Genomic DNA, 19,032 nt, shown 5'->3' on the forward strand with positions numbered 1-19,032 from the left:
CAGGCGGGCGAGCCGCGTGCGCCACCCCACCGCCCTCAGCGGGCGGCCGCCATCGCCACCGACTTCTGCTGCACCAGCTTCTGAATCAGCGGCAGCGCCTGCAGCGCGACCTTTTCGCCCTCGAGGATGGCCTGGTGGCGATCTTCGAACGAGGTCGAACCCATGTTTTGCACCTGTGGCCGGATCACCACGTCGGCCTGCTTCAGCTCCTGCGCCAGCGCGGTGACGTTCATGATGTTGATGCTCTGGTCGAAGATTGACAGGAAACCGGTGGCCGAACCGGCGCGTGGCCGGGCGGAAATGTCCACCGCGATGACGAAGTCGGCCCCCATCTCGCGTGCAGCACTGACCGGAACCGGGCTGACCAGGCCGCCGTCGACGTAGCGCTTGCCGGCGATCACGGCCGGCAGGAACACGTTGGGGATGCTGGCCGAGGCGCGCACCGCCTGGCCGGTGTTGCCCTGGCGGAACACCACGCGCTGGCCACTGTCGAGCTCGGTGGCCACCGCGCCGAACGGCTTGCCCAGTTTTTCCAGCGGACGGTTGCCCACGGCCTGGTTGACGAAGGCCGCCAGCTTGTCACCCTTGATGAAACCGCTGGTGGACAAGGTGAAATCGGTCAGATTGCTCTCGTCCAGCTTGATCGCCATGCTCTGCAGCTGCAGGCCGTTGTAACCGGCGGCGTACAGGCTGCCCACCACGCTCCCGGCGCTGGTGCCGGTGACGATGTCGGGCACGATGCCATGCGACTCGAGCACCTTGATCACGCCGATATGGGCAAAACCCTTGGCCGCACCACCGCCGAGTGCCAGGGCGATTTTTGGCTTGGGCAGCGGCTTGGCCGGCACGGCGACCTCGGGCTTGGCCGGCCCCACCACGGAGCAGGCGCTCAGAGAGACCAGCGCCAGCAGTGGCACGAGCCGGAGCAGGGTTCGACGTGCAATCATCCTTTACCTCATATTCAAAACAAACGGGCGGCAAGACCGCCCGACAGGCTGCTGACAACATGCTTTGATGCGTTCTTACAGGACCCGGCAAAGCCGGGCCTTTCCACCTCGGTCGTCGATTCCGCAGCCCATCATCTATTCCCAATCCCTCGCTGAGCCAATCTCTGCGTGCCAATCTTCGATTGGCCCAGCGATAGATTGGCACGCAGTCCGCCCTTGCCCTGCAAGGGAGCCTCGCTACGCTCGCAAGGGGACGTCGACACGCTGGGGCGGAAACAACCCTTCCGACACAGAGCCCGCCCTATTTGACGCCCGGACGCTCGCCGGGTTTCATGAATTCGATCACTTGGCGGCCATCCGGCAGCAGATTGGCCTTCTTCTTGGTTTCACCCTTCCAGGCATGGCCGTACACCACTTCGTAGGTGGCCGGCAAGGCGCCGTCCTGGCGGCGCAGTTCGTACGCCGCCTCGACCTTCTGCCAGCTGTGCTTGCCCATCAGGCCGCGCCCGCGCCCGGCCGTGGCATTGTGCGCGCCGATGGCCTTCAGGTCCTGCATCACGTCGCGCACGCGCGGGTAGGTCAGCACGATCTTGTCCATGTCCATCACCGGCTCGGCGAAGCCGCTCTTGAGCAGGGCGTCGCCCAGGTCGTGCATGTCGATGAACTGGTTGACGTGGGTGGCGCCGTCCACACCGGCGAAGGACTGGCGCAGCTCAAACAGCGTGTCCGGCCCCAGCGTCGAGAACATCAGCATGCCTTCCGGCTTGAGCACGCGCTGGAATTCGGCGAACACGCCGTCTGGAATGTTGACCCACTGGATCGCCAGATTGGACCAGATCATGTCGACGCTGGCGTCGGCCAGTGGCAGGCATTCGACGTCGGCACACAGCTGCCAAGGCTGGGCACGCTTGAACAGCTTGCCCAGCAGGCCGCCACCCGTCTGTTGCTTCTCGCGCGAGGCCAGCAGCATGGTGGCGGCCAGATCGAGTTCGATGACGCGCGCCTCGGGATAGCGGCGGCGCAGCTCGGCCGAACCGTAGCCGGTGCCGCTGCCGGCGTCGAGGATCACCTTGGGACTGAACTTGATGTAGTCGAGGCGGGCCGCCATGCGATCCGACACCTCGCGCTGCAGCACCGCGGCCGAGTCGTAACTCGGCGCGGCGCGCTCGAAGGCGGCGCGCACGCGGGACTTGTCGGTATAAAACGCTTCACTCATGCGTGTTGGTCCAGGTGGGCGGCAAGCTTCGTCACAAACTCTTCCTCGTGCGACAGGAAGGGGGCGTGCGAGGCCTGCGGGAATTCGTAAAGGGTGGCATCGGCCAGCGTCTCGGCCAGCCAGCGCCCGGCACCGATCGGGGTGATGGCATCCTTGGCGCCGAAGAACAGCCCGACCGGACAGTGGATGGCGGGCGCCAGCGCGCGCGCGTCGGCCATCAGCAGCAGTTCCAGCGCCGGCAGCAGGCCTTGCGGCCGGCCGTGCGCGAACAGCTCCTCGCGCAGCGCCTTGAGCGTGTCGCGGGCGCCGGGGGCGCCCAGCATCTGCAGCGCCAGAAAACGCTCCAGGGTCTGCTCGAAGGCGCTGTCGAGGCTGGTGCCGACGCCCTCGATGGCTTTCTTGTCCTGGGCGTACGGCCAGCCGTCCTGTTTGACGAAGCGCGGACTGGTGGCGATCAGCGCCAGGCTCTTTACCTGCTCGGGGTGGCGTGCCGCCCAGTGCTGGGCCAGCAGGCCGCCGAGCGACCAGCCGACCACGTGCACCGGCCAGGGGAACTGCGCCGCCAACAGGTCGGCGATATCGTCGGCGTCGAAGGGATGACGGCTGGCGGAGGCGCCGTGCCCGGGAAGATCGACCAGGTGCAGGCAATAACGCCCGGCCAGGCGCTCGGCGACGCGGCTGAACACGCCGCCGTGCAGGCCCCAGCCGTGCAGCATGACGACGTCCGGGCCGCGTCCGAGCGATTCAATGTACAGACTCATGCGAGTTCAGATGAGGGAAAACGCTATTTTCGCAAGAGTACGATGCGAAAGAAACCACCCATCCCGGCCGATTCGTCATGCTCGATGTGCAAAGTGGTCGGACTGACGATGACGCCGAGCTGACGGTTGATATCGGTGGCGATGATCCGGGTGAGCTGATTGGCTGCCGCACGCCACCAGACGGGTCGCTGGTGGTCGGCCAGAAACTTGTCGAACACCACGACGCGCCCGCCGGGCTTGAGCACGCGCTCGACTTCGCGCAGGCAGGCCACCGGGTCGGGAATCACCGCCAGGATCAGGTGCAGGATCACCGCGTCGAAGCAGGCGTCGGGAAACGCCAGCCGCTGGCCGTCCATCACGCTCGCTTCCACCTCGAGGCCAAGCCGGGCGGCCCGGCGGTGCAGCCGCGCCAGCATGCCGTCGGAGACGTCGATGGCGGTCAGCCGGCGGCAGCCCAGGAGGTAGTCGAGGTCAAGCCCGGTGCCGGCCCCGAGCAGCAGGATGCGTTCGTCCGGGCGGGGCGCCAACAGCGCAATGGCACGGCGCCGGCGCGGCGCAAAGAACGCGGCGACAACGCGGTCGTAGACCGGGGCGTAGAGGTTGTAGCGCCAGCGGTTGTAGCGGGTGGCAAACCCGGCGCCGCCCTCCGGCCTGGGGAAGCGCCCCGGCTCACCGCTCATGGCTGGCTCGATATCCCGAGGCGCACTCTCTTGCTACGGCCATCTGCGCCTCGGATCGACGTACGGTAAAGCCCTCGCGGCGGATCATCATCCGGGCTCAGGCAACCTGGCGGAAGCTGCTGGCGAAACCGGCCAGGCGGTCCCAGTCGATGCGCGCGGCCGGTGCCGGAGTGGCGAAGTAGAACCCCTGCAGCTTGCTGCAGCCCATGTCGCGCAGTGTGCGCAGCTGCATGCCGGTTTCCACCCCCTCGGCCACCACGTCCAGGTCGAGCGCTTCGGCCAACGCCAGGATGGCGCGCACGATGGCGGCCGACTCCTGCTTCTGGTCGAGGTCGGCGACGAAGGACTGGTCGATCTTGAGCACATCGAAGTGGTAGCGGTGCAGGTAGGACAACGCCGAATAGCCGGTGCCGAAATCGTCCAGCGCCAGCCGCACGCCCATGTTGTGCAGCCCCTGGATCACCTCGGCCGCCACGTCCGGCACGTCGATCAGCGCGCTTTCCGTCACTTCCAGATGCAGCATGCCGGCCGGCAACGCGTAACGCCGGATCAGCGCCTGCATCCAGTTCAGCAACTCCGGGTCGTGGAAGTTGGCCGAAGACAGGTTGATGTGCAGCGACACCCCGTCGGTCAGTCTCCCTTCGTCCATCCACTGGCGCAGCTGGCGCGCTGCTGCCTCGATCATGTAGCGGTCCACGCGCATGATCAGGCCGCTCTCCTCGGCCATGGGCAGGAAGATGGCCGGGGAGATCAGGCCGCGCGTCGGGTGCTGCCAGCGCACCAGGGCCTCGAAGCCCTGCAACGCGCCGCTCTTGGCGTCGATGAAGGGCTGGAAGAACGGCGTGAGCTGGTCGTCCACCTCCAGCGCGCGGCGCAGCTCCGACTCAAGCGCCAGCTGGTCGGCCTGGTTGAGGCGCAGCTCGTGGTTGAACAGGGTGTAGCCGTGGCGCCCCTGCTGCTTGGTGCGGTACATGGCGTGGTCGGCGTCGCGCAACACGTCTTCCGAGCGCTGATAGTAGGACTTGTCGGCGATCACCACGCCGACGCTGGCGGTGGTGAACACCTCCCGCCCCATCAGCACCACCGGACGGTCGAACTCGCCCACGATCATGCGCGCGGTCTGCTCGCAGCCGGGCGCCTCGATGCCGAACAGCAGCGCGGCGAACTCGTCGCCCCCCAGCCGCGCCACGAAATCGCTGTGGCGCAGGCAGCTGCGGATGCGCGCGCCGGCCTCGAACAGCAGGTGGTCGCCGGCGAGGTGGCCCAGCGTATCGTTGACCAGCTTGAAGCGGTCGAGGTCGATGAACAGCACGGCGAAGCGCTCGCCGCTGCCGTTGACGTAGGCCTCCCAGCTGCGGCGCAGCGCGCGCGCGAAGTAGGTGCGGTTGGGCAGCTTGGTGAGCGGGTCGTGCAGGCTGTCGAACTCGAGCTGGGCATTGGCGGCGTCGAGCTCGCTGGTGCGCTCGCGCACCCTCTCCTCCAGCTCCAGGTAGGCCGCCTGCAGCGCTTCCATGGCATGGATGCGCGCCAGCGCGGCACCGATGTTGTTGGCGACGAACTCCAGCAGCTCCTGCTCGCGGAAACCGTACTGCACCTGCTCGTCGTAGCTCTGCACCGCCAGCACGCCGAGCAGCTCGTGGCCGTGGTAGAGCGGCACCCCCAGCCAGCTGCGCGGCAGCGTGGCATCGTCGCCGCTGGCGCGCGAGGAGTTCACCTGCAGCGCCTGGCCGCTGTACAGCACCTGCTCGATGTAGCCCTTGCCGGGCTTGCGCGCCTTGTGCGACGGGCAGCGCTCGTCTTGGTAGTAGGGGAAGGAAATCAGGTCGTGATCTTTGTCGTACAGCGCCACCAGGCAATTACGCGCCGGCAGCAACTCTCCCAGCAGGCGGTGCACGCCGCCCAGGAAGGCCTCCAGCGACAGGCTGGTATTGGAGAGTTCGGCGATCAGGAACAGCACACCCTGACGCTTCTCGGCCAGCTGGCGTTCGGCGACTTCGTTGCGCAGCCGGGTGTTGGCCCCTTCCAGCTCGCAGGTTCGCAACCACACCTGCTGCTCCAGCTGGTTGCGCACCATCACGCGCGCCAGCACGTGGCCGATATGCAGGGCGACGAACTGGAACAGCGACTGCTCGGTCGGGCTGTAGCTGTGCCCGGCCTGGTAGCTTTGCAGCGCCGCCGCGCCGATCGGCTGGCCGGCGATATTGTTCAGCGGCACCCCCATCCAGCTCTCCGGTATCGGCCCGTGAATCTGGATGTCGCCGTTCTGCTGCAGGGTTTCCAGCATACGCCGCGACAGCACCAGCGGCTTGCCACCGGCCATCAGATAGGCGGTGAGCGACGGCGGCTGGCCGCCCATCGGGAAGCGCTGCTCCGGCTGCGGCCACTCGCTGGCAGGCTCGCGCAGATCGGCATAAAGCGGAAAACTGAGCGCGTTGGCCTGTTCGTCCAACAGCGCAATATAGAAGTTGCGGGCATCCAGCAGGCGCCCGAGGAGACGGTGCAGGCCCGGCAGAAAAGCCTCCAGACTGGCGCATTCGCTGGCCAGCCGGCTCATCTCGAGCATGGTTTCGTGGGTGATGCGGGAGATGGCCTGATCCGAATGCAAGCGCGCGGCCAGCAAGTGGCCGGTGAGCAGCAGCGCCACGGGAGACCAGTTGTCCGGGCGCGGGCCGCGCCAGATCAGCCAGCCCAACAGCTCGCTGCCGCTCTTCAGCGGCTCGGCCCCGCCATCGGGCCCGGGCAGCCGTCCCCGCTGCAGCTCATCAGGGGACACCAAGCCGTCGACGGCACCGCGCCACGCCAGGCATTGCCACACCGTGCCGACCTTGGCCCAGACGGCCACCTGCAGCGGGCGCTGGTGCACACCTAACAGGGCCAGGGCCGCCTCGGCGGCGGCCTGCGGCGCATAGAGATAGTCTACCGTGCTATTCATGTCATTATCGTAGTAGGTATCGGCCGGGATATCCGGCAAAACACGGCAGGTGCCCCCTAGAGAGCCTGTTCAGGGTCTTTTTCCGGCTGCGCTGCCCCGGCAAATGGTCAGCTGCTAGGCGGACGGCGCAGGCCTTAGTCATTCTAAGGTCAAGCCGTCCAACACCGCAGAGGGCCGTTTACCGGGCCATCCCTTCGGGGCCGAGTACTGCCGGCGCATCGCGTTGTCGTTCGTCCCTGGCAGTGAATGACACTGCGGAGGGACTCTCTTCTAGCGCTGCATCCGGCAGTGCCCGGCCGCCGTCGCAAAAAGACCTTGAACAGGCTCTAAAACCTCATGACATGGCGACGATGGCCTCAGCCAGACGTTGCACCTGTCCGGCCTCGTGCGCGGCCGACAGCGAAATCCGCAATCGGGCGCTCCCTTCCGGCACGGTGGGCGGGCGGATCGCCGGCACCCACAGACCTGCCTCGCGCAACCGGGCGGATAATGTCATGACCTGCTCGTTGCCGCCTATCATAAGCGGCTGGATCGGACTGCGGGAAGCGTGTAATGGATATTTAACGCCAGAAAGGGTATGCCGTAGCATTTCTATATGCTGTGCGAGTCGCTCGCGTCGCCACGGCTCGCCGGCAATCAGCCCCAGACTGGTCCGTACCGCCTCGGCCAATGCCGGCGGCTGGGCGGTGGTGAAGATATAGGTACGCGCCTTGTTGACCAGCCAGTCGATCAGCTCCGCCGACCCGGCGACGAAAGCGCCCGCGACGCCGGCGGCCTTGCCTAGCGTGGCCATGTAGATCACCCGCTCCCCGGCGATACCCTGCTCCGCCATGCTGCCGCGACCGTCGCCGAACACACCGAAGCCGTGCGCGTCGTCCAGATACAGCCAGGCGTCGTAGCGCTCGGCCAACGTCAGCAGCTCGGCCAGCGGCGCCTCGTCGCCGTCCATGCTGTACACCGCGTCGACCGCGATCAGCCGGCTCTTGGCCGGCGTGCTCTTGAGCAGGCTTTCCAGATGGTCGAGATCGTTGTGGCGGAAGCGTTTGAAGGCAGCGCGGGACAGCAGGCAGGCATCGTTCAGCGAGGCGTGGTTGAGCCGGTCGGCGAACACGGCGTCATCGCGCCCCATGAGGCTGGTGATCACCGCCAGGTTGGCGGCGTAGCCGGAGCCGAACAGCAACGCGGCCGGGGTGCCGACGAAGGCGGCGAGTTCGTTCTCGGCCTGCTGGTGCGCACCGAAATGTCCGGCGACCAGGTGCGAGGCGCCGCCGCCCAGCCCCCAGCGCGCGAGACCTTCACGGGTCGCCTCGATCAGCGCCGGGTGATTGGCCAGCCCCAGGTAATCGTTGCTGGCAAACGCCAGGTAATCGCGTCCGTCGACATGGATCAGCGGCCCCTGTGGGCTCTCCAGCATGAGTCGGGTCCGCCGGCTGTGGCTGGCGTCCAGTTCCGCCAGGGCGGCGGACAGTTGCTGTGGCTGCATGGCAACTCCATATAAAGGCATGGCCGAAGGCGGCGGCATCTGATCCGCACGGCTTCGGCCAACGTTGTGCATGGGAAGAACGGCTTAGAGCGGAGTGAGGTCCAGCTTCTCCATCAGCGCACGGTCGGCGTCGACATCCGGGTTGCCGGTGGTCAACAGCTTGTCACCATAGAAGATGGAATTGGCGCCCGCCATGAAGCACAGCGCCTGCATCGCCTCCGGCATCTCGCGCCGGCCCGCCGACAGACGCACGTAGCTCTTCGGCATGGTGATGCGCGCCACCGCGATGGTGCGCACGAATTCGGTCCAGTCCAGCGGCTCGGCGCCGTCCAGCGGCGTGCCGGTCACCTTGACCAGATTGTTGACCGGGACCGACTCCGGCTGCGGTGCGAGGTTGGCCAGCTGGGCGATCAGCCCGGCCCGGTCGGTACGGGTCTCGTTCATGCCGACGATGCCGCCGCAGCATACCGACAAGCCGGCGCCGCGCACCTTGCCCAGCGTGTCCAGACGATCTTCGTACTCGCGCGTCTGGATGATGTCGCCGTACTTCTCCGGCGCGGTATCCAGATTATGGTTGTAGTAGTCGAGGCCGGCGTCCTTGAGCTTTTCCGCCTGGCCATCCTTCAACAGGCCGAAAGTGGCACAGGTTTCCAGACCCAGCGCCTTGACCCGTTTCACCATATCCAGCGTCTTGTCCAGATCGGCGTCCTTCGGACCCCGCCAGGCAGCCCCCATGCAGAAACGGCCGGCGCCGTTCTGCTTGGCCAGGCGCGCGGCCTCGACCACCTCGTCCACCGTCATCATCGGCTGGTTTTCCACCGGGGTATCGTGATGCACCGACTGCGGACAGTAGCCGCAGTCCTCGGGACAGCCGCCGGTCTTGATCGACACCAGGGTGGAGAGCTGGACCTTGGTCGGATCGAAGAACTGGCGGTGGATTTCGGCAGCACGGAACACCAGTTCCATGAACGGCAGTGCCAGCAGCGCCTCGATTTCGTCCACGGTCCAGGTAGCGGACTCGGGATGCGGGGTGGCTGGGCGTTGGAATGCGATGGTAGACGGTTGCATGGGCTCTATTCCGTAGCGCCGGCACGGCGTCGGCGGGGAAGCGCGATCGACCGCGCTCTCTTCCCGCCCGGCGGCGGCTGACATAGGGTGAAGATCACCAGGGCGTGTCATCCATTGTTTCCCCCTCCGCGTTGCTGCCGCGAAAGCGGTCAGGCAAGGCGCAGGCAATGGCGCCCCCCTTGCCAAGGCCGGCAACGCCGCATAACCGTTTTCGCGGCGCCCCCCTTCGGGCCGGGCCTGTTTTTACGCGCCGCGGCGTTTCTCGGCACTTGTTTGGAATAACCAAACATCGCGCCTCGTGCCTTGCCGCGCGTAAAAACAGGCTCCGGCGCGGGGGATGGGAAACAATGGATGACACGCCCTAGATTTTTGTTGAACGCATCTTGTCGCGGGGTCGCCATGCTGTCAAACCTTTTTGGCCGATTAATTGACAATAGATTATTTTTTAATCAACCCTGCCTGCTATGCGGCACCCCCGGCACACACCACGGCCTGTGCCCGCCGTGTCACGCCAGCCTGCCGCGCCTGCCGGCGGAACGCTGCCCGCACTGCGCCGAACCGGTCGCCGCCGGCAGTCTGTGCGGGGCGTGTCAGCGCCATCCGCCGGCCTTCGACGCGCTACACGTTTCCTACCGTTTTGACTACCCCCTGGACGGCCTGATTCACGCCTTCAAGTACGGAAAACGGCTGGAAATGGCCGGTGCGCTGGGCCGTCTGCTGGCCGAAAAAGCCCCGCTTTCCGCCCCTGCCATCGACCTGATCGTACCCGTTCCACTGGCAAAAGAACGACTTGCCGCACGCGGTTTCAACCAAAGTCACGAGCTGGCACAAGCACTCGCTGCTACAATGCAAGCACGGTTTGACGCCAACCTGTGTTGGCGAAAATACAACACTCGCAGTCAGACCACGCTTGACCGTGCCGAACGGCACCGCAACATGAAACATGCATTTGGCGTAAAACGCTGCTTGGACGGGCTTTGCATCGCCATCGTCGATGACGTGGCGACCTCCGGCGCCACCCTCTCCGCGCTCGCCGCCACCCTCAAAAAACAGGGGGCGAAACGGGTCGAAGCCTGGGTGCTGGCACGGGCAATCAGCCTAAAAACTTGACCAACTTTTTGATTCCTTGGAACAATCCGCCTGCCAACGATGTTCACAGTTGTTCTCTTTCAGCCGGAAATACCGCCCAACACGGGCAATGTGATTCGATTATGTGCCAACACCGGCTGTGAACTGCACCTGGTCAAACCGTTGGGTTTCCCACTGGACGACGCCAAGTTGCGTCGCGCCGGTCTCGACTACCACGAGTACGCTCGCCTGGTCGTCCACGAGAATTGGGAAGCCTGCCGCACCGCCCTCTCCGGCCGCCGAATCTTCGCGGCCACCACCAAGGGAGCGACGCGGCATGACCAGACAGCTTTCCGACCCGGAGATGTAGTGTTGTTCGGCCCCGAATCGCGTGGCCTGCCGCAGGAAGTCCTGGATTCATTTCCAGCCGACCGTCGTGTCCGCCTGCCGATGCAACCCGAGTCACGCAGCATGAATCTGTCCAACGCGGTCGCCGTCATGGTGTTCGAAGCGTGGCGGCAGAACGATTTTGCGGGAGGAAGCTGAGCGTTCACCTGTTGGCCCAACAGCATAGGGAGGTCTAATGAAACCTGTATTCCGATGGCTGTGGCTAGTGTTTATTAGTCTCGCGCTGGTGGCCTGCTCCACCGTCAGAAACGCCAGCGCAACCAGTCAACAAGCGTCGATCCGCTCGACCAAAAAGCCGCTTGCCAGCAACACCGGCAAGTACTTCCAACAAGATGGTCCGGCCGACCGCATTCCGGCCAACCTGGCTCTGGTACCCGATGCCGTGCCGCAGGACGAGCCGCTGATCAAGGCGGCCAACCTGCCCTACTCGGCGCTGGGTATGAGCTTCCACCCGGACACCAGCGACAAGCCTTATGAGGCTCAGGGGCGCGCCTCGTGGTACGGCAAGCAGTTCCATGGCCGCCATACCACCTCGGGGGAGCCCTACGACATGTACGCCATGACCGCGGCCCATCCGACGTTGCCGATCCCGAGCTACGCCCGGGTCACCAACCTGAAGAACGGCAAGGCGGTGATCGTGCGCATCAACGATCGCGGCCCGTTCCACAGGGGGCGCCTGATGGACCTGTCCTACGCCGCCGCCTACAAGCTGGGCTTCGTGCATCAGGGCAGCGCACCGATCAAGGTGGAACGCGTATGGCCGGATGGTAATGACGATACCGCCGCCGCCACCGCACCGAGCCGTGCGCTCAAGGCCAGCGGCGACGACAGCTACCTGAAACTGGGCAGCTACAGCCGCCTGGCCCAGGCCGAGGCACGCATGAGCAAGATCGAGAAGGAACTGGACGCCAAGAACGATGCCAAGCTCGGCATCGTCAACCGCAACGGCCGCTACACCGTGCAGTTGGGACCGTTCCGCTCGCAGAAGGCCGCCCGTACCGTGGCCGAAGCGCTGAACGTGGAGAGCACGGTGATCAGCGGCGGCATCTGACACCGCGCGGGAAACCGATCCGAAGGCAGGGCGCCCGCCCTGCCTTTTTGTTTGCCTGGCGTCCCCGGCCGGGTGCCGGCAATAAAAAACCCCGGCACCTGGGTGCCGGGGTAAACAGCCTTTAGTGTCAGCAAAAGGCACCCGCTCAGGGAGGCAAGCGGGAGGTGAGATCACCTGCCGGTTAGGCTTGCCACCCAGGGCAAAGTTCCGTCACGCCGACGGCATCTCGTCCTGCCCCTGTGCCAGGTAGGCATCGAACCAGCGCTCCACCACCTCTTCCACCGTCTCGCCGCCGGTCTTCTTCAGGCTCGAGAACAGCTGGATGCTCACCGCCGGGTAGTCGGCCAACGCTTTTTTGACCGAGGCCAAGGTTTTCTGCTGTTCCATCCGCGATAATTTGTCGCTTTTCGACAGCAGGATATGCACCGGCCGGCCGGTCTCGCGGAAGAACTCCAGCATCTTCCAGTCGAGTTCCTTCAGCGGGTGACGGCTGTCCATGATCATGATCAGGCCGACCAGGCTCTGCCGGGTCTGCAGGTAACGCCCCAGCAAGGCGACCCAATGCGTGCGCACCGCCTCCGGCACTTCGGCGTAGCCGTAGCCCGGCAGGTCGACGAGATAGCGCTCTTCGCCCAAGTCGAAGAAATTGATGTGCTGGGTCCGCCCCGGGGTCTTGGAAACGAATGCCAGACGGGTACGATTGGCCAGGGTATTGATGGCGCTCGACTTGCCGGCGTTGGAACGCCCCACGAAGGCCACCTCGGCGCGAGTGGGCGGCAAATCCTTCAGGTGGTTGACGGTTGTATAAAAGCGCGCGTTCTGGAAAATCGTCATAGTAGTAACGGTGTAAGCAGTTGGTATAGAATAACAGGTTTGAAATTGCCACTTTTACAGATATTTACGAAATCTCTCTCTGAGGAGCGACCATGAAACGCAAGATGCTGTTGGCGCTGGCTGCCATGACCCTGGCCGGTAGTGCACTGGCCGCCGCCGCCCCGGTAGGCAAGGGCGACCCGGTCAAGGGCAAGCAGATCGTCGATCAGGTATGTGCCGCCTGCCACGGCGCGGACGGCAACAGCGTGGCTTCGGCCAACCCGACGCTGGCCGGTCAGCACCAGAAGTATCTGTACAGTCAGCTCAAGGCGTTCAAGGCCGGCACCCGCAAGAACCCCATCATGATGGGCATGGCGGCGCCGCTGTCCGACGACGACATGTGGAACGTCACCGCCTACTTCAGCCAGCAGAAGATCAAGCCGCGCGAAGCGGCGGACAAGAGCCTGCAGGCGCTGGGCAAGAAAGTGTACCGCGTCGGCAACCCGGTCACCGGCGTTCCGGCCTGTATGGCCTGTCACGCCCCGAACGGCGCCGGCATGCCGGACCAGTTCCCGCGCGTAGGCAGCCAGCACGCCGGCTACATCCTCAAGCAGCTGAACGATTTCAAGGCCGGCACCGACCGCCAGCATCCGACCATGTCGGACGTGGCTTCCCGTATGAGCGATGCCGAGATGAAGGCAGTGGCCGACTACATCTCCGGCCTGCGCTAAGCGCAACTTCCGCCTCATGCCTTACTCAAAAGGGAAGCCTTGACGGCTTCCCTTTTTGTATGTGAAACCCATGAAAAAACCAAGCCGCCACGCCAGCTTTAGTTATTCCCTGTACGAGCTGTTGAGCTCGATGCGTTTTGCCATCGGGCTGTTGACCATCATCGCCATCGCCTCGGTGATCGGCACCGTGCTCAAGCAGAACGAGCCCTACCCCAACTACGCCTTCGAATTCGGCCAGTTCTGGTTCGTCGCCTTCGATTGGCTGGGCCTGTACGACGTCTACCATTCGGCCTGGTTCCTGACCATCCTGGCCTTCCTGGTGATCTCCACCAGCCTGTGCATCCTGCGCAACGGCCCCGGCTTCATCAAGGACATGAAGGCGTTCCGCGAGAAGGCCACCGACAGCTCGCTGGCCGCCATGCAGCACAGCGAGGAGTTCGAGGCGGCCAACGCCTCGCCGGAGCAACTGCAAGGCTACCTCGCGGCCAAGGGCTTCCGCCTGCGCCAGCACCGCCGCGACGACGGCACCCTGGTGCTGGCCGCCAAGAAGGGCGCCGCCAACAAGCTGGGCTACTTCTTCGCCCATATCGCCATGGTGGTGATCTGCCTGGGCGGCCTGCTGGACGGCAACCTGCCGCTGAAACTGGGCGAGCTGTTCGGCCGGGTGGTGCCGGAAACGCGCGACCTGCCGCAATCGCAGATTCCGGAGCAGAGCCGGCTCTCCACCCGCAACTTGTCGTTCCGCGGCAACGTCACGGTGGCCGAGAACAAGAGCGCCGACGTGGTGTTCATCAACTCCGGCAACGGCTACCTGGTGCAGGAGTTGCCGTTCATCGTCACGCTGAAGAAATTCCACGTCGACTACTACAGCAACGGCATGCCCAAGCTGTTCGCCAGCGACATCGTGGTGACCGACAAGGCCACCGGCAAGGAGACGCCGGCCACGGTGAAAGTGAACCACCCGCTCATCGTCGACGGCGTGGCGATCTACCAGGCCAGCTTCGGCGACGGCGGTTCGCCGCTCAACTTCAAGGCGTGGAACCTGGCGTCGCCCGAAATGGCGCCGGCCAAGATCGAGGGCGTGTCGCTGAGTTCGCAACCGCTGCGCGCCAACGGCAAGGCGTACCAGCTGGAGTTCGGCGAATTCCGCCAGTTCAACATCGAGAACATGGAGCGCAGCAAGGCCGAGGGCGCCAAGTCGCTGACTGAGCGCATGCACGACGCGCGCGAGGTGAAACGCGACAAGAACCTGAAGAACGTCGGCCCGTCGATCACCTTCAAGCTGCGCGACGAGCAGGGCCAGGCGCGCGAGTACCACCACTACATGTCCCCGATCGAGCAGGACGGTGCCAGCTACCTGATCGCCGGCATGCGCAAGACGGTGGCGGAGCCGTTCCAGTACCTGCGCCTCCCGCTCGACGACGACCTGAAGATCGACACCTTCATGCGCCTCAGGGCGGCGCTGAAGAACCCGGCGCTGTACGACGAGATCGCGCGGCGCAGCACCGCCAAGGCGATGCAGGGATCGGCGATCAGCCCGGCGATGCGCCAGCAGTTCGAGGAGAGCGTGAAGTGGATTCTGGCGCGCTTCGGCGAAGGCGGCTTCAGCGCGCTGGAGCAGTTCCTGGACCAGCGCGTGCCGGCGGACAAGCGCCAGGCGGTGGCGCAGACCTATATCAAGATCCTGCAGGGGGCGGTGGTGGACGTGATGGCGGTGGCCAACGAACGCGCCGGCGCCAAGCCGCTGACGCAGGACGGCCGCCACTACCGCTTCCTGCTCGACAGCCTGGTGGCGGCGAGCAGCCTCAACGACTATGGTGTGCCGGTGTTCCTGCAACTCGACGGCTTTACCCAGGTCCAAGCTTCCGGTCTGCAGATGACGCGCTCGCCCGGCAAGACGCTGGTCTACCTGGGCTCGCTGATGCTGGTGATCGGTATCGTACTGATGTTCTATATCCGCGAAGTGCGACTGTGGATTAGGCTGGGCAATGGCCGGGTGCGGCTGGCGATGACCTCCAATCGTCACAACCGCGATCTGGACGAGGATTTCCGGCGTCACCGCGACGCCATTCAACAGCTTGTACGGGGTGCCTGATGGAACTCGCTTATTCCTTTGACGAACGGCCGCTGTGGCAGCGGCTGAACCTGGCGGACTGGCTGTTCGCCGCGCTGCTGGTGGTGGCGGCCGGGGTCACCTACTACCGTTACGGCGCCTACATGGACGTCTACGAGCAGGGCATCCTGGCCGGCAGCACTGTCGGCCTGATCGCGCTGGGCTGGTTCTGGAAGGCCTGGCGCCTGTTCCTGCCGCTCGCCGGCGCCATCGCGCTGTTGGCGATCCAGCTCTACCAGGGCGACCTGGCGCGCGGCCAGAGCGCGTTCTGGCTGCGCTTCGTGCTGTCGAGCCAGTCCGCCATCATGTGGATGTGCACGTTGTTCTTCCTCGCCACCGCGGTGTACTGGATGGGCCTCCTGACACGCTCGGCGCTGCTCGGCCGCATGGGCAGCGGGCTGACCTGGAGCGCGGCCGTGCTGGGCTTTGCCGGCATGCTGACGCGCTGGTACGAGAGCTACCTGATCGGCAGCGATATCGGCCACATCCCGGTATCGAACCTGTACGAAGTGTTCGTGCTGTTCTGCCTGATCACCGCGCTGATGTACCTGTACTACGAGGCCAAGTTCGCCGCGCGCCAGATGGGCGCCTTCGTGCTGCTGGTGATTTCGGCCGCCGTGGGCTTCATCCTGTGGTACACCTTCGACCGCCAGGCACACGAGATCCAGCCGCTGATCCCGGCGCTGCAATCGTGGTGGATGAAGATCCACGTGCCGGCCAACTTTGTCGGCTACGGCTCGTTCTCGATCGCCGCCATGCTCGGCATCGCCCAGCTCTTGGTGCGCTACGGCTGGCTGAAGGACAAGCTGCCCTCGGCGGAGATGCTGGACGAGGTGATGTACAAGGCGATCGCGGTCGGCTTCCTGTTCTTCACCATCGCCACCATCCTGGGGGCGATGTGGGCCGCCGATGCCTGGGGCGGCTACTGGAGCTGGGACCCGAAAGAGACCTGGGCGCTGATCGTCTGGCTCAACTACGCCGCCTGGCTGCACGTGCGTCTGGTCAAGGGCTGGCGCGGCACGCCGCTGGCGTGGTGGGCGGTGATCGGGGTGTTCGTCACCAGCTTCGCCTTCCTCGGCGTCAACATGTTCCTGTCCGGCCTGCACTCCTACGGCACGCTGTAATCTTTGAAGGTTGGCCGAAGCCCTCCCGCCGCGGCCATTCCTCTCCCCCGACGCCCGGCCCCGTGCCGGGCGTTGTCGTGTGAGCGATGGGCGCGACGGGCGGCCCAAGCGCTTGGCCAAAACGCCACGCTGCGCTAGCGTAGCGGAGTCTTGTCCTGGCAACCCCGAATGAGCTGGTTTCTCTACATGCTGCAATGCCGCGGCGGCAGTCTCTACACCGGCATCACCACCGACGTGGCGCGACGCTACGCCGCGCACGCCGCCGGCAAGGGCGCGCGCTACACCCGCTTGCATCCTCCCGAACGCATCGCCCTGGTGCTGGCATTCGACGACAAGTCGGCCGCGCTCAAGGCCGAATACGCCGTCAAGCAGCTCACCGCGGCACAAAAGCGCGCCCTGTGCGCGGCGCACGGCACCCCAGCCGACGCCACGCCGGACCACCTCCCCTGCTGATTTCCCCCCTCGTCGCACTCCCCGCCCCTGCCGGGCGTGGAAGAAAAACGACATTTCCTTACAATTTCTTACAATGTAATTTTGCGACAACATAAAGTTTTGTCATGATCCAACACACCTCGGTGCCCCGCCGTGGCACGATCGCGACGGTGGCATTCCGCACCGTGGCAAAGACCCGCCACCGAGGACGGCCGCGCTGAAATCCGCCTAAGCACCGGATCTCATCGCACCACGGGGACGCATCACCTCGCCGCGATGACGGACCACCCCACGGCAACGCACCGGCCATCAGAGCCGGGAGGGGTGAAGCACCACACAATAAGTAGCAAAACTACAATCAGGAGACATCATGAAGCACATCTCGGCAAGCCTGCTAGGCGCAGCCCTGCTGGCCGGCGCCCTCGCCCCGGCGCAGGCCTTCGATTTTCACGGATACGTACGCGCCGGCGTCGGCAGCAGCGATGGCGACAGCCAGGCCTGCTTCAAGCTGGCGGGCGCCCAGAGCAAGTACCGTCTGGGCAACGAATGCGAAATCTACAGCGAACTGACCGGCGAGCAGGATCTGGTCCAGTTCGACAGCGGCATGAAACTGTCAGGCCTGGCCATGGTCAGCCTGTACAACGAAAACGACCGCACCCCGACCTTCCACAACAGCGAGGGCAACAACGGCAGCATCCGCCTGCCGCAGTCCTACCTGCAGTTGACCAACATTCCCGGCCTGCCGGGCGCGCGCCTGTGGGCCGGCCGCATCTTCTACCGTCGTAACGACGTGCACATCAATGACTTCTTCTACTGGAACCCGAGCGGTCTCGGCGCCGGTCTGGAGAACTTCGCCATCGGCGACAAGCTCAAGCTGAGCTACGCCTTCTTCCGCAACGACGGCATCTTCCAGCAGTACGACTCCAACCGCCACGACCTGCAACTGTCGGGCATCGACGTCAACCCCGGCGGCGAGCTGCAACTCGGCGTGAGCTACATGGACCCGTCCGGCAAGGTGGACATCAACGGCCAGAAGGTCGACCCGCACAGCGGCTGGGCGTACACCGTGCAGCACGTCCAGAGCGGCGTGCTGGGCGGCAAGAACAAGCTCGCGCTGCAGTACGGCACCGGCAGCGGCACCAGCCTGTCCGGCACCGTCGGCCCGATCACCAACGACAGCAGCGACAAGAGCTGGCGCGTGCTGGACGCCTTCGACTGGCAAGCCACGCCGAACTTCGGCGGCCAGCTGGTGGGGCTGTACCAGCAAGATCGCACCGACAGCGGCACGCAGAAGTGGATGTCGTTCGGCATTCGCCCGAGCTACGCCTTCACCGAGCACTTCAAGCTGGTGACCGAGCTGGGTCATGACCGGGTACAGCCGGCCAGCGGCCCGACCCGCACCCTGACCAAGTTCACCATCGCGCCGACCCTGGCCATGGGCAAGTCGTTCTGGAGCCGCCCGGAGCTGCGCCTGTTCTACACCTACGCGCAGTGGAACCAGGCCGCCCAGGATGCCGCCGGCGACAACGCCAACGACCCGCTGTCGAGCAGCGGCGTGTTCGGCTCACGCCGCCACGGCTCCACCGTCGGCCTGCAGGTGGAAAGCTGGTGGTAAGCCGCCGACCGGCCTGACGCCGCGCAACCGCCCCGGGATGCCTCGTGCCCCGGGGCGGTTTTCATTTGACGGATCGAACAGCCCGGCGGAGTGCCCGGGTTGACTTCCTCTCCCCGCGTGCATATCTGTTAAAGAACTTATCCGGCCTGCCCCCGCTCTCACCTTTGTCGCCCCACATCTGCAAAGGACACACCATGCTCGCACGCAAAACCTTTATCGCCACCTCGCTGGCCTTGTCGATCGGTTTCGTCGGCATCACCCAATCCGCCCAGGCGGCAATGATCGGCGTGGAACAGCTCAATCAGGCTGCCACCAGTGCCGGCGACGCCAACCGCGCCCGCATCCTGGAAACCCTCAGCCGCGCCGACGTCGTCGCCGAGCTGGAACGCCAGGGCGTGTCGCCGGAGCAGGCCCGCGAACGCATCGCCGCCTTGAGCGACAAGGACGCCGCGCTGCTGGCGGAGAAAGCCGCCAAGGCTCCGGCCGGCGGCGACATCGTCGGCGCCGTGCTATTGGTGTTCTTCGTGCTGCTCCTGACCGACATCCTCGGCCTCACCAAGATCTTCCCGTTCACCCGCTCCATCCGCTAA

17 protein-coding genes are annotated in these 19,032 nt (G+C 65.1%); 9 read left to right on the forward strand and 8 right to left on the reverse strand.

Annotated features, from left to right (window positions below):
- Window positions 1-35: 35 nt before the first annotated feature.
- The 7 genes from B9N72_RS00900 to bioB form a co-directional block, all read right to left on the reverse strand.
- Window positions 36-947, reverse strand: a complete 912-nt coding sequence (locus B9N72_RS00900) for a patatin-like phospholipase family protein (RefSeq protein ID WP_085274572.1) — start codon at window positions 945-947, stop codon at window positions 36-38.
- A gap of 301 nt (window positions 948-1,248) precedes the next feature.
- Complete coding sequence (gene bioC / locus B9N72_RS00905; protein WP_085274573.1) at window positions 1,249-2,163, reverse strand: malonyl-ACP O-methyltransferase BioC; 915 nt, start codon at window positions 2,161-2,163, stop codon at window positions 1,249-1,251.
- Window positions 2,160-2,924 (reverse strand): pimeloyl-ACP methyl ester esterase BioH, encoded by a 765-nt coding sequence (gene bioH / locus B9N72_RS00910; protein WP_085274574.1) that lies wholly within the window; start codon window positions 2,922-2,924, stop codon window positions 2,160-2,162. The genes bioC and bioH overlap by 4 nt, the downstream gene beginning before the upstream one ends.
- A gap of 23 nt (window positions 2,925-2,947) precedes the next feature.
- Complete coding sequence (locus B9N72_RS00915; protein ID WP_085274575.1) at window positions 2,948-3,604, reverse strand: class I SAM-dependent methyltransferase; 657 nt, start codon at window positions 3,602-3,604, stop codon at window positions 2,948-2,950.
- Between the two features lie 97 nt (window positions 3,605-3,701).
- Complete coding sequence (locus B9N72_RS00920; RefSeq protein WP_234985853.1) at window positions 3,702-6,536, reverse strand: EAL domain-containing protein; 2,835 nt, start codon at window positions 6,534-6,536, stop codon at window positions 3,702-3,704.
- Between the two features lie 334 nt (window positions 6,537-6,870).
- A complete protein-coding gene (bioF, locus tag B9N72_RS00925; protein ID WP_085274577.1) occupies window positions 6,871-8,019 on the reverse strand; it encodes an 8-amino-7-oxononanoate synthase in 1,149 nt (382 codons plus the stop codon).
- A gap of 84 nt (window positions 8,020-8,103) precedes the next feature.
- Entirely contained in the window at window positions 8,104-9,087 is a 984-nt protein-coding gene (bioB, locus tag B9N72_RS00930; protein WP_085274703.1) for a biotin synthase BioB, read from the reverse strand.
- 399 nt (window positions 9,088-9,486) lie between these two features.
- Here bioB and B9N72_RS00940 point away from each other — a divergent pair, with 399 nt between their 5' ends.
- The 3 genes from B9N72_RS00940 to B9N72_RS00950 are packed head-to-tail and all read left to right on the forward strand — an operon-like array spanning window position 9,487 to window position 11,614.
- A complete protein-coding gene (locus B9N72_RS00940; protein ID WP_085274578.1) occupies window positions 9,487-10,197 on the forward strand; it encodes a ComF family protein in 711 nt (236 codons plus the stop codon).
- 39 nt (window positions 10,198-10,236) lie between these two features.
- On the forward strand, window positions 10,237-10,701 hold the full coding sequence (trmL, locus tag B9N72_RS00945; protein WP_085274579.1) for a tRNA (uridine(34)/cytosine(34)/5-carboxymethylaminomethyluridine(34)-2'-O)-methyltransferase TrmL: 465 nt from the start codon (window positions 10,237-10,239) through the stop codon (window positions 10,699-10,701).
- Between the two features lie 37 nt (window positions 10,702-10,738).
- Complete coding sequence (locus B9N72_RS00950; protein WP_085274580.1) at window positions 10,739-11,614, forward strand: septal ring lytic transglycosylase RlpA family protein; 876 nt, start codon at window positions 10,739-10,741, stop codon at window positions 11,612-11,614.
- A gap of 210 nt (window positions 11,615-11,824) precedes the next feature.
- Here B9N72_RS00950 and yihA read toward each other — a convergent pair whose 3' ends face one another.
- Window positions 11,825-12,448: a ribosome biogenesis GTP-binding protein YihA/YsxC gene (yihA, locus tag B9N72_RS00955; RefSeq protein ID WP_085274581.1), complete on the reverse strand. Its 624-nt coding sequence runs from the start codon at window positions 12,446-12,448 to the stop codon at window positions 11,825-11,827.
- A 92-nt stretch (window positions 12,449-12,540) separates the two neighbouring features.
- On the opposite strand from yihA, the gene B9N72_RS00960 reads away from it, so the two are divergent.
- The 6 genes from B9N72_RS00960 to B9N72_RS00985 all read left to right on the forward strand — a co-directional run bounded on the left by B9N72_RS00960 (window position 12,541) and on the right by B9N72_RS00985 (window position 19,032).
- On the forward strand, window positions 12,541-13,158 hold the full coding sequence (locus B9N72_RS00960) for a c-type cytochrome (RefSeq protein WP_085274582.1): 618 nt from the start codon (window positions 12,541-12,543) through the stop codon (window positions 13,156-13,158).
- Between the two features lie 70 nt (window positions 13,159-13,228).
- Complete coding sequence (locus B9N72_RS00965; RefSeq protein WP_085274583.1) at window positions 13,229-15,253, forward strand: cytochrome c biogenesis protein ResB; 2,025 nt, start codon at window positions 13,229-13,231, stop codon at window positions 15,251-15,253.
- Window positions 15,253-16,395, forward strand: a complete 1,143-nt coding sequence (ccsB, locus tag B9N72_RS00970) for a c-type cytochrome biogenesis protein CcsB (protein WP_085274584.1) — start codon at window positions 15,253-15,255, stop codon at window positions 16,393-16,395. Before B9N72_RS00965 ends, ccsB begins: the two co-directional genes overlap by 1 nt.
- Window positions 16,396-16,563: 168 nt before the next feature.
- Window positions 16,564-16,848: a GIY-YIG nuclease family protein gene (locus B9N72_RS00975; RefSeq protein ID WP_085274585.1), complete on the forward strand. Its 285-nt coding sequence runs from the start codon at window positions 16,564-16,566 to the stop codon at window positions 16,846-16,848.
- Window positions 16,849-17,197: 349 nt separating this feature from the next.
- Window positions 17,198-18,442: a maltoporin gene (locus B9N72_RS00980; RefSeq protein ID WP_085274586.1), complete on the forward strand. Its 1,245-nt coding sequence runs from the start codon at window positions 17,198-17,200 to the stop codon at window positions 18,440-18,442.
- A 194-nt stretch (window positions 18,443-18,636) separates the two neighbouring features.
- On the forward strand, window positions 18,637-19,032 hold the full coding sequence (locus tag B9N72_RS00985) for a PA2779 family protein (RefSeq protein WP_085274587.1): 396 nt from the start codon (window positions 18,637-18,639) through the stop codon (window positions 19,030-19,032).

It is taken from the genome of Pseudogulbenkiania subflava DSM 22618, assembly GCF_900177275.1.
In the GTDB taxonomy this organism is placed as follows: domain Bacteria; phylum Pseudomonadota; class Gammaproteobacteria; order Burkholderiales; family Chromobacteriaceae; genus Pseudogulbenkiania; species Pseudogulbenkiania subflava.

Excerpts from the sequence above, each read along its gene's own strand:
- B9N72_RS00900 (WP_085274572.1), bottom strand. The coding sequence starts at position 947 with ATGATTGCACGTCGAACCCTGCTCCGGCTCGTGCCACTGCTGGCGCTG.
- bioC (WP_085274573.1), bottom strand. The coding sequence starts at position 2,163 with ATGAGTGAAGCGTTTTATACCGACAAGTCCCGCGTGCGCGCCGCCTTC.
- bioH (WP_085274574.1), bottom strand. The coding sequence starts at position 2,924 with ATGAGTCTGTACATTGAATCGCTCGGACGCGGCCCGGACGTCGTCATG.
- B9N72_RS00915 (WP_085274575.1), bottom strand. The coding sequence starts at position 3,604 with ATGAGCGGTGAGCCGGGGCGCTTCCCCAGGCCGGAGGGCGGCGCCGGG.
- B9N72_RS00920 (WP_234985853.1), bottom strand. The coding sequence starts at position 6,536 with ATGAATAGCACGGTAGACTATCTCTATGCGCCGCAGGCCGCCGCCGAG.
- bioF (WP_085274577.1), bottom strand. The coding sequence starts at position 8,019 with ATGCAGCCACAGCAACTGTCCGCCGCCCTGGCGGAACTGGACGCCAGC.
- bioB (WP_085274703.1), bottom strand. The coding sequence starts at position 9,087 with ATGCAACCGTCTACCATCGCATTCCAACGCCCAGCCACCCCGCATCCC.
- B9N72_RS00940 (WP_085274578.1), top strand. The coding sequence starts at position 9,487 with ATGCTGTCAAACCTTTTTGGCCGATTAATTGACAATAGATTATTTTTT.
- trmL (WP_085274579.1), top strand. The coding sequence starts at position 10,237 with ATGTTCACAGTTGTTCTCTTTCAGCCGGAAATACCGCCCAACACGGGC.
- B9N72_RS00950 (WP_085274580.1), top strand. The coding sequence starts at position 10,739 with ATGAAACCTGTATTCCGATGGCTGTGGCTAGTGTTTATTAGTCTCGCG.
- yihA (WP_085274581.1), bottom strand. The coding sequence starts at position 12,448 with ATGACGATTTTCCAGAACGCGCGCTTTTATACAACCGTCAACCACCTG.
- B9N72_RS00960 (WP_085274582.1), top strand. The coding sequence starts at position 12,541 with ATGAAACGCAAGATGCTGTTGGCGCTGGCTGCCATGACCCTGGCCGGT.
- B9N72_RS00965 (WP_085274583.1), top strand. The coding sequence starts at position 13,229 with ATGAAAAAACCAAGCCGCCACGCCAGCTTTAGTTATTCCCTGTACGAG.
- ccsB (WP_085274584.1), top strand. The coding sequence starts at position 15,253 with ATGGAACTCGCTTATTCCTTTGACGAACGGCCGCTGTGGCAGCGGCTG.
- B9N72_RS00975 (WP_085274585.1), top strand. The coding sequence starts at position 16,564 with ATGAGCTGGTTTCTCTACATGCTGCAATGCCGCGGCGGCAGTCTCTAC.
- B9N72_RS00980 (WP_085274586.1), top strand. The coding sequence starts at position 17,198 with ATGAAGCACATCTCGGCAAGCCTGCTAGGCGCAGCCCTGCTGGCCGGC.
- B9N72_RS00985 (WP_085274587.1), top strand. The coding sequence starts at position 18,637 with ATGCTCGCACGCAAAACCTTTATCGCCACCTCGCTGGCCTTGTCGATC.